The sequence below is a fragment of the Burkholderia sp. RF2-non_BP3 genome, assembly GCF_001522185.1.
In the GTDB taxonomy this organism is placed as follows: Bacteria; Pseudomonadota; Gammaproteobacteria; order Burkholderiales; family Burkholderiaceae; genus Burkholderia; species Burkholderia diffusa.
Map to the genome: position 1 here is coordinate 123414 of NZ_LOSU01000028.1, position 12660 is coordinate 136073.

Annotated in this window: 15 protein-coding genes; 12 read left to right on the forward strand and 3 right to left on the reverse strand. The window is 67.2% G+C overall.

Annotated features, from left to right (window positions below; translation table 11 throughout):
• Positions 1-280 precede the first annotated feature (280 nt).
• The 6 genes from WS45_RS11075 to WS45_RS11105 all read left to right on the forward strand — a co-directional run bounded on the left by WS45_RS11075 (position 281) and on the right by WS45_RS11105 (position 6211).
• Positions 281-1342 (forward strand): helix-turn-helix domain-containing protein, encoded by a 1062-nt coding sequence (locus WS45_RS11075; protein WP_059699831.1) that lies wholly within the window; start codon positions 281-283, stop codon positions 1340-1342.
• On the forward strand, positions 1291-2607 hold the full coding sequence (locus WS45_RS11080) for an Nramp family divalent metal transporter (RefSeq protein ID WP_059699833.1): 1317 nt from the start codon (positions 1291-1293) through the stop codon (positions 2605-2607). Before WS45_RS11075 ends, WS45_RS11080 begins: the two co-directional genes overlap by 52 nt.
• A 79-nt stretch (positions 2608-2686) precedes the next feature.
• The gene (locus tag WS45_RS11085) at positions 2687-3277 is read left to right on the forward strand and encodes a phosphatase PAP2 family protein (RefSeq protein ID WP_059699835.1); all 591 of its coding nucleotides are present in this window, start codon (positions 2687-2689) and stop codon (positions 3275-3277) included.
• 424 nt (positions 3278-3701) lie between these two features.
• Positions 3702-4490, forward strand: a complete 789-nt coding sequence (locus tag WS45_RS11095) for an SDR family oxidoreductase (protein ID WP_059689516.1) — start codon at positions 3702-3704, stop codon at positions 4488-4490.
• A 34-nt stretch (positions 4491-4524) separates the two neighbouring features.
• Positions 4525-5541 carry an NADP-dependent oxidoreductase gene (locus tag WS45_RS11100; RefSeq protein WP_059699839.1) on the forward strand — a complete coding sequence of 339 codons (1017 nt, stop codon included), beginning with the start codon at positions 4525-4527 and terminating at the stop codon, positions 5539-5541.
• A 166-nt stretch (positions 5542-5707) separates the two neighbouring features.
• Positions 5708-6211: a thioesterase gene (locus WS45_RS11105; RefSeq protein WP_082721895.1), complete on the forward strand. Its 504-nt coding sequence runs from the start codon at positions 5708-5710 to the stop codon at positions 6209-6211.
• 9 nt (positions 6212-6220) lie between these two features.
• Here the strand turns inward: WS45_RS11105 and WS45_RS11110 are convergent, their stop codons facing one another.
• The 3 genes from WS45_RS11110 to WS45_RS11120 form a co-directional block, all read right to left on the reverse strand.
• Complete coding sequence (locus WS45_RS11110) at positions 6221-7273, reverse strand: AI-2E family transporter (protein WP_059531628.1); 1053 nt, start codon at positions 7271-7273, stop codon at positions 6221-6223.
• Between the two features lie 231 nt (positions 7274-7504).
• The gene (locus WS45_RS11115) at positions 7505-8089 is read right to left on the reverse strand and encodes a BPSL1445 family SYLF domain-containing lipoprotein (protein ID WP_059531625.1); all 585 of its coding nucleotides are present in this window, start codon (positions 8087-8089) and stop codon (positions 7505-7507) included.
• A 64-nt stretch (positions 8090-8153) separates the two neighbouring features.
• Positions 8154-8540, reverse strand: a complete 387-nt coding sequence (locus tag WS45_RS11120) for a DUF883 family protein (RefSeq protein ID WP_059531622.1) — start codon at positions 8538-8540, stop codon at positions 8154-8156.
• Here WS45_RS11120 and WS45_RS34880 point away from each other — a divergent pair.
• The 6 genes from WS45_RS34880 to WS45_RS11145 all read left to right on the forward strand — a co-directional run bounded on the left by WS45_RS34880 (position 8539) and on the right by WS45_RS11145 (position 12660).
• Positions 8539-8811 (forward strand): hypothetical protein, encoded by a 273-nt coding sequence (locus tag WS45_RS34880; protein ID WP_156437114.1) that lies wholly within the window; start codon positions 8539-8541, stop codon positions 8809-8811. The two genes, WS45_RS11120 and WS45_RS34880, sit on opposite strands and share 2 nt — an antisense overlap.
• A gap of 521 nt (positions 8812-9332) precedes the next feature.
• Entirely contained in the window at positions 9333-9686 is a 354-nt protein-coding gene (locus WS45_RS11125) for a YciI family protein (RefSeq protein WP_059699841.1), read from the forward strand.
• 125 nt (positions 9687-9811) lie between these two features.
• Positions 9812-10231, forward strand: a complete 420-nt coding sequence (locus WS45_RS11130; RefSeq protein ID WP_059699843.1) for a YciI family protein — start codon at positions 9812-9814, stop codon at positions 10229-10231.
• Positions 10232-10265: 34 nt separating this feature from the next.
• Positions 10266-10682 (forward strand): VOC family protein, encoded by a 417-nt coding sequence (locus tag WS45_RS11135; protein ID WP_059531616.1) that lies wholly within the window; start codon positions 10266-10268, stop codon positions 10680-10682.
• Positions 10679-11947 (forward strand): RNA polymerase sigma factor, encoded by a 1269-nt coding sequence (locus WS45_RS11140; protein ID WP_059699845.1) that lies wholly within the window; start codon positions 10679-10681, stop codon positions 11945-11947. The genes WS45_RS11135 and WS45_RS11140 overlap by 4 nt, the downstream gene beginning before the upstream one ends.
• Before the next feature lie 290 nt (positions 11948-12237).
• Entirely contained in the window at positions 12238-12660 is a 423-nt protein-coding gene (locus WS45_RS11145; RefSeq protein WP_059466550.1) for a rubrerythrin family protein, read from the forward strand.

Below are 12660 nucleotides of genomic sequence, written 5' to 3' on the forward strand. Positions count from 1 at the left end.
CAGGCGCATTTTCGCGCGGTCGCACCAGCGTTCGGCGACAGCCTGTAGAAATCCGCCATCATACTGTCCCGGTCAGCCATTTCATGCCAAAGACACGACCCGTTCGGCTAAGATGCCGTCGCTTCATATTTCGAGATAGCCGTCCCTGTCGCACGCGTTCAAACCAAATATAAGCCTGACAGTTCGACGGTATTACAAGAAGTCGAAACAGTCCGGGGGCTTGGCAGTGGAAGCAGCAGATCAGAGGTGGGTCGTAATCTATTTGAGTACGGGGTTTTCCTTGGCGCAGGCCGCGCGCCTTGGCGAGGCCTTCAATCTGGCGAATCGCCTGCACGCGTTCAGTGCGGATTACCAGCTGAAGTACGTATCGGAAAGCGGGGGATTGCTGCAGTCGTCGTCGGGCGTGCAGATCGCCGCCGATCCGCTCGGCGACGAGCACGGCCATCGTGCGCTCGCGTTCTTTCATCTTCATGGTGAGCGCGCGTCGGTCAACTGGAACGATGCATTGCGGCGTCGGCTCAGCGACATCCGCCGGCATGCGCGATGGGTCGTCGACGCGATGGACCTGTCGACGCTCGCGGCGTCGCAGCGGCAGACGGATGGAAGTCACGCGCGAACCGATCGCGCGCGCCGGACGGCGGCCACGATCGAACTGCAGGCCGGCGAGGCCGACGTGTTCTCGGCCGTGCTCGACATGTTCCGCGCCGATCTCGGCGACAGCGCCGCGCAGGAGATCGCCAGCAACCTGATGCGGCCGGTCGAGCAGCGCTATGCACAGTCGATGTGGGCGTTTCGCGAGCTGAGCGCGAGCCCGTCGATCAGGATGTCGGCGCAACGGCTGCGCGCGCAGAGCGCGAACCGCATTTCGATCGCGGAAGTCGCGCAGACGGCCGCGATGAGCGAGCGCAATTTCCTGCGGCGCTTCAAGAAGGAAATCGGCGTGACGCCGACCGAGTTCGTGCAGCACGTGCGGCTCGAGCGCGCGTGCCACATGCTGATCCACACGACGCTGCCGGCCGACAAGGTCGCGCGGCGCACGGGCTTCGGCAGCGGCGAGCGTCTGGCGAAGCTGTTTCGCCAGCGCCTGCGGGTGTCGCCGACCGAATTTCGCGTCGCCGAGCGCGAGCGGATCCTGACGAACGGCGCCGGCGCGGCCGATCCGCAACTCGTGCCGCGGCCCGCGAAATCCGGCGGCGAGCGGGCGAGCCGGGGCGCGCGCGCCGATGCGCGGGAGAAAACGGGCCGGATAACCGTAAAATCACCGTGTCGCGATCACGATCCCCGGTTTCCATGCCCTTGCTCCCCACTACCGCCACAGCCCCCTTCTGCCCGTCGGAAGTAAAGGGCAGCATTACGATCGACGCCGGCGCGTCGCGCTGGATGAAGCTCAAGCGCTTCTTCGGCCCGGGCCTGCTGGTCGCGATCGGCTACATGGATCCCGGCAACTGGGCCACCGACATCCAGGCCGGCTCGCAGTTCGGCTATTCGCTGCTGTGGGTCGTCGCGTTCTCGAGTCTCGCCGCGATCTTCCTGCAAATGCTCGCCGCGCGGCTCGGCCTCGTCGCGGGCAAGGATCTCGCGCAGGCCAGCTACGACCGCTATGGCCGCTTCGGCCGCATCGTGCAGTGGGTGACCGCCGAAGTGTCGATCGTCGCGTGCGACATCGCCGAAGTGCTCGGCTGCGCGCTGGCGTTCAAGCTGCTGCTCGGCGTGCCGCTCGCGTGGGGGATCGTGCTCACCGCGCTCGACACCGTGATCGTCCTCGGGCTGCAGGGCAAGGGCGTCCGGCAGATCGAGGCGATCGTGCTCGGGTTGATCGCGACGATGGCGTTCTGCTTCGTCGCGCAGGTCGCGATCACGCCGCCCGACTGGCATGCGGTCGCTTCGGGGCTCGTGCCGGGCGATCCGGGCCATGACCGCAAGGACGCGATCGTGCTCGCGCTCGGCATCGTCGGCGCGACGATCATGCCGCACAACCTGTATCTGCATTCGTCGGTCGTGCAGACGCGCCATGTCGTCGGCGGCGCGCGCGGCCTGATCCGCGACACGCTCGCGCTGGTGCGGATCGACACCTGCGTGTCGCTGTTCGTCGCGATGCTCGTCAATGCGGCGATCCTGGTCGTCGCGGGCGCGGCGTTCGATGCGACCGGCCAGCACGACGTGACGGACATCGAACAGGCGTACCGGCTGATCACGCCGATCGCGGGCGGCGCGGCCGCGCTGCTGTTCGGCATCGCGCTGCTCGCGTCGGGGCAAAGCTCGACGCTGACCGGCACGATCGCCGGCCAAGTGATCATGGACGGCTTCCTGCACACGAAGATTCCGTGCTACCAGCGCCGGCTGATCACGCGCGGGCTCGCGCTGGCGCCTGCGCTGATCGGCGTGCTGTGGCTCGGCGAGAACTCGGTCGGGCGACTGCTCGTCTGGAGCCAGGTGCTGCTGAGCCTGCAACTGCCGTTCGCGATGTGGCCGCTGATCCGGTCGGTCAGCGATCGCGACGTGATGGGCGAGCATGCGATCGGCCGCAGGATGCAGGTCGCCGCATGGACGCTGTTCGCCGTCATCACCGGCACGAACCTGCTGCTGATTACGGGTGTCGCGGGCTGATACAGCCTGTCACAGGCTGAAACAGGCGCGTGGCGCGCGTGCGTTAAACTGCGCGTTTTCCAGCCGTTCGACGTCCGTTATGTGGAGTGAAATCAGCAACATCGGCGACGCCGCGCTGACCCTGCCGGTCGCGCTGACCTGCGCGGTCTGGCTCGCGCTGTCCGACTGGCGGCTCGCGGTGCGCTGGATCGTGCTGCTCGCGGCCGGCATGAGCCTGGTCGGGGCGACCAAGATTCTCTATGCGGGCTGCGGTGTCGAGATCCCGCAGTTCGACTTCCGCGTGATCAGCGGCCATACGATGCTGTCGACGTCCGTGTGGTCCGTCGCGCTGTCGATGCTGTGGCAGGCCTTCCGTGCGGGCAAGGTGCCGGGCGTGGCGGCGGGCCTCGCCGTCGGCGCGGTGACGGCCGTCGCGCGCGTGTTCGACCATTCGCACACGATTCCCGAAGTCATTGTCGGCTGGCTGCTCGGCGCGCTGGTCGCGCTGGTGTTCCTGCGGACCTACGAACGGGCGCACAAGCGCTCGTTCTCGCCGCGCATCGCGGCCGTCTGCCTGCTGCTCGTGTCCGGCATCGCGTACGGGAATCGTGCACCGTTCCAGCAGATGATCGATACGCATTCCCCGCAGTTCTGCGCGTTCATGCGCACGTCGTCCGGCAACGGGTTCTGAAGGGCGTTTTTCCCGGGGCGTCGGTGTCCCGGTGTCAGGTGATGTTGTCGCCCGCGGCGGCGGCCCGCCGAGTCGCATCCAATTCCTTCCTCGTCGTTACCAAAATCCGGCGTTCCGCGTTCATTGAATCGATGTTCGCGGTGATCCGGCGCGCTGGGCAGGCTCCGTCCCGTCGCCCGGAGAGGCGAAGGTCATGAGCCGGGTCTATGACCGGGCATTACGAATATTCATTTCATCGATCGGCGGCAATCGCGTACGCTGGCGTTCGTTCGATCGTGGCCGGCAGCGGCGGCGTGCCCGATTTGTCCGACGCGCTGCGGCCGGCTCGCTATACTCGCGCAAACCGCGCGGCCGTCGGCCCGCGTACGGCAACCGCCGTCGCGGCACCGGTCCGCCACGACGATTCACGATAGGAGCAGGTCTCATGACAGTCGTTTCCCCGCGCCTCGCAGGCAAGTGCGCGTACATCACGGGCGCCGCCGGCGGCCTCGGCCGCGCGATCGCGCGCCGGATGGTCGAGCAGGGCGCGCGCGTGTTCCTGACCGACATCGCCGATGCGGCGGTGCTCGACGCGTTCGCGCACGAACTCAATGCGGGACACGCGGCGCCGGTCGCGTTCGCGGCCACGCAGGACGTGCGCGACGAGGCGCGCTGGCAGGCGCTGCTCGCGCAGGCGAACGAAGCGATGGGCGGGTTGTCGGTGCTCGTCAACAATGCCGGCGTCGGGTCGATCGGCGCGCCCGCGCAGATCGAGCTCGACGAATGGCGGCGCGTGATGGCGATCAACGTCGAGAGCATCGTGCTCGGCTGCAAGCATGCGCTGCCCTACCTGGGCGCGAGCCACCCGGCGTCGATCATCAACATCTCGTCGGTGGCCGCGTTCAAGGTCGAACCGGATTTCACCGCGTACAACGCGTCGAAGGCCGCGGTCGCGTCGCTGACGAAGTCGGTCGCGATCGACTGCGCGCGCCGCGAGCTCGACGTGCGCTGCAACTCGATTCACCCGGCGTTCATTCGCACGGGGATCGTCGAGCCGCTGTTCCAGTCGCTCGGCGAACGCGATGCGACGCGTAAGCTCGCACGCGGCATTCCGCTGCGCCGGCTCGGCGATCCGGACGACGTCGCGCATGCGGCCGTCTATCTCGCATCCGACGAAAGCCGCTTCGTGACGGCCGCCGAACTCGTGATCGACGGCGGCATGTGCGCGGTCTGACGCGCATCGACGACAACAACCGGAGGAGAACATCGTGTCGACACCCGTGAACCGCCAGCTGCTGCTGAAGACGCGCCCGGAAGGGCGGGTCGGCCGCGAACACTTTTCGCTCGTCGACACGCCGGTGCCGGCGCTCGCCGACGGCGAAGTGCTCGTGCGCGTGCTGTATCTGTCGATGGATCCGACCAACCGCGTGTGGATGAGCGACGTCCCGCAATACCTGCCGCCCGTCGCGATCGGCGAAGTGATGCGCGCGCTCGGCATCGGGCGCGTGGTCGCGTCGCGCCATGCGGGTTTCGCGCAGGGCGATCTCGTGCAGGGGCTGGTCGGCTGGCAGGACTTTGCGGTCGTGCCGGCCGAGCAGGCCGCGCAACTCGTGAAGCTGCCCGCGCAGTCGGGCCTGCCGCTGCCGACGCTGCTCGGCGCGTGCGGGATGAGCGGCCTGACCGCGTATTACGGGCTGACCGACATCGCGCCGGTGCAGCCCGGCGAGACGCTCGTCGTGTCGGCGGCGGCCGGGTCGGTCGGCTCGATCGCCGGCCAGATCGGCAAGATTCACGGCGCGCGCGTCGTGGGGATCGCGGGCGGCGCGGACAAGTGCCGCTACCTGACCGAGACGCTCGGCTTCGACGCGGCCGTCGACTACAAGGCCGACGATTTCCGAGAGCAACTGAAGGCAGCGACACCGGACGGCGTGCACGTGAACTTCGAGAACGTCGGCGGCGAGGTGATGCGCGCGGTGCTGTCGCGGATGGTGATCGGCGGGCGCGTCGCGCTGTGCGGCGTGATCTCGAACTACAACAGCGGCCGCGCGGCGGACGACGTCGGCGTGCTGATCTCGAAGCGGCTCACGATGCGCGGCTTCCTGATCCTCGACTACCGCAAGAGCCGCGAAGCGGTGCAGACGCTCGCCGGATGGCTGCGCGACGGCCGGCTCAAGGCCGAGGAAACCGTCGCCGACGGGCTCGAGAACGCTCCCGACGTGCTGAATCGACTGTTCGACGGCGACCATCGCGGCAAGCTCGTGCTGCGCGTCGATCCGGACGCTTGAGCCGCGGCACGCGCGTGCGTTGAGTCTGCATCGTCCGGCATCAATTTAAGACTCGTCCCATATATTGTTCCGGCCGCTCTCCTTAAAGTAATTGCCAGCAAACGGCGGCGTGACATACGCGTCACGCCGCCGTTTTTCATTTGCACGGCAAAACGGGAGGCGAAGCATGCAAACGAAGACGGGGCAGGCGGCACCGGCGGCGGTGCGCGATCGAACGAAGCGGCGCATCGGCACAAGGTTGCGGATCGTCGCAACCGGGTTCGGCATCGCGTTCGCGATGTCGGGCGCGGCAGCGGCCGAGCCGGTGCACGCGAATGGCATCGTGCAATTCACCGGCGCGCTCGTCGATCTGTACGACGTGCGATTCGACGCGCCGTCGATCGGCGCGTCCAGCAGCGCGACCGCGGCGACACTCCGGTTCGATGCGCATGGCCGGCGCCTGCCCGGCGCGCATGTGACGCTCGTGGAACTGGACGGCCAGCCGCTTTCGCGGCGCGCGGAAGCGGCGGTTCGCGCGACATGGCGCGATGCGCGCGACGATCGGATCGTGCCGCTGGAAGCGGGGCGCACGCATCGTGTCGGCCCGTATGGCGGCGAGCTGACGGTCGCCGGGCCGGACATGGAAACGGGCGCCGTGGCGCCCGTCGTGATCAGGATTCGACATCCGTGACGCGTTGCGTCATTCCCCTTGTTCGGCGCGCGCGTAGATGTCCCAGCTCGCCATGAACAGCGCGGCGACGAGCGGTCCGATCACGAAGCCGTTGATGCCGAACAGCGCCATCCCGCCGAGCGTCGAGATCAGCACGACCCAGTCGGGCATCTTGGTGTCCTTGCCGACGAGGATCGGTCGCAGCAGGTTGTCGACGAGGCCGATCACGCCGACGCAGAACGCGACGAGGATCACGCATTTCCAGATCGCGCCGATCGCGAGGAAGTAGAGCGCGGCGGGTACCCACACGAGGCTCGCGCCGATCGCCGGCAGCAGCGACAGGAACGCCATCAGCGCGCCCCACAGCACGACGCCCTCGATCCCGAGGATCCAGAAGATCAGGCCGCCGAGCGCGCCCTGCACGAGCGCGACCGCGATGTTGCCCTTCACGGTTGCGCGTACCACCGTCGTGAACTTCGCGAGCAGCAGGTTCTTGTGCTCTTCGTCGAGCGGCATCGCGCGGCGCACGCGGCGGCCGATCTCGCCGCCGTCGCGCAGCAGGAAGAACACCATGTACAGCATCACGCCGAAGCTGACGACGAACTGGAACGTGTTCTGTCCGATGCTGAGCGCCTGGGTTGCCGCGAACTGGCTGATCTGCGCGGCGCCGTCGGTCAGCTTCTTCTGGATGCCGGGGATGTTGGTCAGCCCGTATTTCTGCAGCAGGTTCTGGATCGACGTCGGCAGCGCGTGAATGATGTCATGGAAGTACTGCGAATAATTCGGTTGCGCGTTCTTGAGTTCCTGGTACACGTACGCGATTTCCTGCACGAGCGTCGCCGCGACGAATACGAGCGGCAGGATCACGATCAGGATGATCAGCGACATCGTCACGAGCGCGGCCAGATTGCGCCGCTTGCCGAAGCGCGCGGCGAGCCAGCGCTGCACCGGCTGGAACAGGATCGCGAGAATGGTGCCCCAGAAGACGGCGCCGGAGAACGGCGCGAGAATCCAGCACAGTCCGACGGTGACCGCGAACAGCAGGAAATAGAAGAATTTTTGGTGGTCGTGTCCGCTATCCATGGATGGTTCGCGCAGATTGATGCCTGGTTTGATTGAATTTCGTTGCCTCGGGCGCGATCGGCTCGCGAACGTCACGGGTTCGCGGCGAAGCGCGCGCAGGGCGGCCAGACGGGCAGTATGCCCGCAAAGGTGCCGCCATCATAGCCGCTGCGCGCGGCGCACGCGAAAACGCCGCGACCGGAGTCGCGGCGTTGCCGGGAAGCAAATCGGCCCTGGGGCCGTGACGGCTCGTCAGATGTGGAGGCGGGTGACCTTGGTGCCGTTGACCGACAGGTCGCCCATCAGGCCCGCGTTGGTCAGGACCAGCACCTCGACCGGAGCGGTGGCCGTGTTGGAATCGACCGCACCGTTCGCGCCGACCTTCACGACCGCGACGGAGGCGTCGGCGCCGGCCGACCAGCCTTCGGACTTGCGGAACGAGTCGAGCGCATCCTGCGTCATGAACAGGAACACGATCGCCTTCGATTGCGCGCCGGCCTGCAGGCCGACCGACAGCGACGACGTGTTGTAGTAGCCGACGGTGCTGCCGCCGACGCGCAGCGCGCCGTTGCCCGACTGACCGCCGACGATGAAGCCGGCCTGCAGCACGTTCGGGAACACGAGCACGCCGCGCGATTTCGCGACGAGTTCACGCGAGCCTGGCACCGTCGAATAGAGGCGCGATAGCGTCGCATTCACGCTCGCGTCGATCGATTCGCGTTTCGACGCGCTGGCCGATGCGTTGTCGGGTTTGTCGGGCGTGGTGGTGCAACCGGCAAGGGCGAGACTGCCGAGCATGACGGCGGCGGCGGCCTTCAGGGCGAGAGACTTCTGCATGGCGTTTCTCCTTCGTTGTCGGGTTGAGAACGGATGGGGCGGGCGGCGGTGCGGGCAGCCCCGTTCAACGACGGGCAAGCAGCAGGCCCGCGACGAACGCGAGGCCCGCGACGACGCCCGCGGTCTGCCATGGGTTGTCGTGCACGGCTTGCGACACGCGCTCGGCCGAATCGCGCAGCCGGGCGGCCGCGCTGCCCGACGCGTAGTCGAGCGTGCTGCGCGCTTCGTCGAGCCGCGACTGCACGCGCTTGCGCAGCGCGGCGATATCGCCGTCGCCGTCGTTCTTCAGCAGGTCTTCCAGTTCATCGACCAGCCCGCGCAGATCGTCGGACACGTCCGCATGCAGGTCGCGGGCGGCCGAGCGTGCCGAGCGTCCCACGCGCCGGCCGGTGCGACGGATATCGGACAGGCCGCGGTCCAGCTTGTGTTCGATCGAGTCGGTGAGCGCCATGATGTTTATCCTCCTTGGATTTGATTTGCAGCCCGGATTTGCAGGCCCATTTGAAGATAAGACGAATCCCAGCAACCAATGTGATTCACATCAGCCAATTGAGTTTCGAGACAAATTTTCAATTCGTCGGCAAGTTTCCCGGGAAGCCCCGCGCGACGGGGCGCGGCGGCGGTTGAAAAAATTTCGCGCTTCGGGCGAAACGACGTGGCGAGCCGTTGCGCGACGTGAAAGTCCGGTAAATATGGCGTCGCCCGATGCGTCAGGTAAATAGTGCCATTGCACGTGCCGTGCCGATGCAATTGCACTAATCGTCCATTTCTTCGTGGAGCAGGGTTTGTGCCCGCGATGGCCTCAGGCGGCACCGTCGTCCAGCCCGAGGCCGATGACGGCGGGACCGTGGTCCGACGAGCGATATGCAGCGGATGCGTAACAGGCGGCCCGTTGCGCCGGGGTTTTGTAATCGGGCATGGATTGCAGCGCGATCGGCTCGGCGGCGTTGGTGTGTCAGGCATGCACGGCCTTTACGCGCGCGCGGCGAAAATGGCGAAGCGACGCGGCGGGCATGAACGGCGGCAGGCGTGACATGGAACGTTCCACGGGAAGAAAATTCGAAGGGTCGGGCAAGCATCCTGACGGCAAAATCGCGTGTTGTAATCGAATTGGCCATCAGGCCAGTGCCGAACGGCCAACGATGAAGGCAGGGCCGGCCAGGGCTGCTACGCTTCGCATCTGACACATCGTTCCGGCCTGCGATCCGAACGCGTCCGCGCACGGCCCCCACAGGAGATTTCCATGTCCTACATGCTGTTGATCGTCGAACCGACCGGCCAGCGCGCCGAACGTACGCTCGAAGACGGGCAGGCGTTGTACGCGCGAATGGTCGATTTCGCGGAGACGCTGAAAGCGCGCGGCGTGCTGCGCGGCGTCGAGTCGCTGGAGCGCACCGAGCGCGCGACGCGCGTGCAGGTGCGCGAAGGTGAGACGCGCCTCGTCGACGGCCCGTTCGCCGAGGCGAAGGAAATGGTCGGCGGCTTCTTCATCGTCGACGTCGACACGCGCGAGGAAGCGATCGAGATCGCGCGCCAGTGCCCGGCCGCGCAATGGTGCACGGTCGAAGTGCGCGCGGTCGGCCCGTGCTTTCTGTGACGGCTGCGCCTAGGTATTTACCCTGATTCGTCGCGCGGCACGTCGATCCGGCGGTCTGCCGTCCGTCGTCCGGATAAGGCGCCGATGAGCGGACGCCCCTTTTCACCGATGACAAGGAGTGAGCGATGCGATTCATGATCATGATCCGGGCGAACGCCGTCAGCGAATCCGATGCGTTGCCGGACAACCGGCTGGTCGAGGCGATGACGGTCTACCACGAGGAGCTGGCCAAGGCCGGCGTGCTGCTCGACGCGAACGGCTTGCGGCCGAGCGCGCGCGGCTGGCGCGTGCGGTACACCGGCGGCAAGGGCACGGTGGTCGACGGCCCGTTCGCGGAGACGAAGGAGCTGATTGCCGGCTACACGCTGATCCAGGTGCGCTCGCGCGACGAGGCGCTCGAATGGACGCGCCGGTTTCCCGCGCCGTTCGGCGCCGAAATGGACTGCGAGATCGAGGTGCGGCCGCTGTTCGAGCTCGACGACCTCACACCGAGCGAAGCGGTCGAGCGGTTCCGCGATCTCCACGTCGGCCGCACCCACGCCTGAATCTGCCTGAATCCAATCTCACGGAGCATCCGTCATGCACAAGATGGTTTTCATCAACCTGCCCGTGGCCGACCTGCCGCGCTCGAAGACGTTCTACCAGGCACTCGGCTTCGAAGTCGTACCGGCCTATACCAACGATCAGGCCGCCTGCATCAAGATCAGCGACACGATTTTCGCGATGCTGCTCGTGCGGCCGTTTTTCCAGACCTTCACCGGCAAGACCATCGTCGATCCGGCGACGCAGGTGCAGGCGCTGTCGTGCCTGTCGTGCGACAGCCGCGCCGAGGTCGACGAGATCGTCGCGAAGGCGCTCGCGGCCGGCGGGTCCGCGCCGCAAGCGCCGCGCGAGTATCCGAACATGTACGGCCACGGTTTCGACGATCCGGACGGCCACGCATGGGAGCTGATGGCCATGCCGCTGGATGCTGCCACCCAGGGGCAGGCGTCGTGACGCGTGAGGCGACTCACCGTGCGATCGAAGCGGTCTGGCGGATCGAGGCGCCGAAGATCATTGCCCGCGCCGCGCGCGTGGTGCGCGACGTCGGCGTGGCCGAGGAACTCGCGCAGGACACGCTCGTCGCGGCGCTCGAGCACTGGCCCGTCGACGGCGTGCCCGACAATCCGGCCGCATGGTTGATGACGGCCGTGAAGCGGCGCGCGCTCGACCGGGTCCGGCAGGAGTCGCTGCATGCGGCGAAGCGCGACCAGCTCGGGCATGAAATGGACGCGCTCGAAGCGCACGTCGTCCCCGACATCGCGGATGCGCTCGCCGATGCGAGCGACGACGATATCGGCGACGACCTGCTGCGGCTGATCTTCACGTCGTGCCATCCGGTGCTGTCGACTGATGCGCGCGTCGCGCTGACGTTGCGGCTGCTCGGCGGGTTGACCACGAGCGAGATCGCGCGCGCGTTCCTGTCGCCCGAGCCGACGATCGCGCAGCGCATCGTGCGCGCGAAGCGCACGCTCGCGGCGGCGCGCGTGCCGTTCGAGGTGCCAGCTACCGATGCGCGGCCCGCGCGGCTCGCGTCGGTGCTCGAAGTGATCTACCTGGTGTTCAACGAAGGCCATGCGGCGACCGCGGGCGACGACTGGACGCGCCCGGCGTTGTGCGACGAGGCGCTGCGACTCGGCCGCGTGCTCGCCGGACTCATGCCGGACGAAAGCGAGGTGCTCGGGCTGGTCGCGCTGATGGAGCTGCAGGCGTCGCGCATGCACGCGCGGACCGATGCGCAGGGGCGGCCCGTGCTGCTGCTCGACCAGGACCGCAGCCGCTGGGATCCGCTGCTGATCCGGCGCGGCCTCGCCGCGCTCGAGCGGGCGACGAAGCTCGGCGGCGTGCGCGGCCCGTATGCGCTGCAGGCCGCGCTGGCGGCGTGCCATGCGCGCGCGCGGCATGCGTCGGAAACGGACTGGGCGCAGATCGTCGCGCTTTACGACGCGCTGGCCGAAGTCGCGCCGTCGCCGGTGGTCGAGCTGAATCGCGCGGTGGCGGTGGGGATGGCGTTCGGGCCCGCCGCGGCACTGGAAATCGTCGACGTGCTGCGCGACGATCCGGCGCTCGCCCGCTATCACTGGTTGCCGAGCGTGCGCGGCGACCTGCTCGCGAAGCTCGGCCGCGCCGACGAAGCGAAGGTCGAGTTCCGTCGTGCGGCGGAGTTGACCCGCAACGAACGCGAAAGGGAATTGTTGTTGAAGCGTGCGACGGATGCGTGACGCCGGTGCAAGCGCACCGGGCGTCGCGCCCGAAACCAGAAGCCCGAAGCCGAATCCCGAGCGTAACGCCGACCCACCCGACGACGCGACCCATCCCGCTCCCGCCTGTCAACTGTCCCTCATTCCCGCCCTCCGCTATCGCGCGGATTGAAAAAGCCTATTGGGGGATGCGAACGCCAGCGCCTAGATTAAAAGGCACGAAGCGTGCGCGTCCGGCCTGCGCTTCGTTCCCCACATACATCATCGGCCCGGCTTCGCACGCGGCCGCGCCGACTCGAACGGAGGCGCAAATGGCTCAACTCAAGGGCAGCAAGACCGAAGAGAATCTGAAGGCCGCATTCGCGGGCGAATCGCAAGCGAACCGGCGCTATCTGTATTTCGCTTCGAAGGCCGACGTCGAAGGCCAGAACGACGTCGCCGCGCTGTTCCGCTCGACTGCCGAAGGCGAAACGGGCCACGCGCACGGCCACCTCGAATACCTCGAAGCAGTCGGCGATCCGGCGACGGGGCTGCCGTTCGGCTCGTCGCGGCTGAACCTCGAATCGGCGATCGCCGGCGAGACGCACGAATACACCGACATGTATCCGGGCATGGCGAAGACGGCGCGCGACGAAGGCTTCGACGAAATCGCGAACTGGTTCGAGACGCTCGCGAAGGCCGAGCGCAGCCACGCCAACCGCTATACGAAGGCGCTCGACGCACTCGTCGACTGA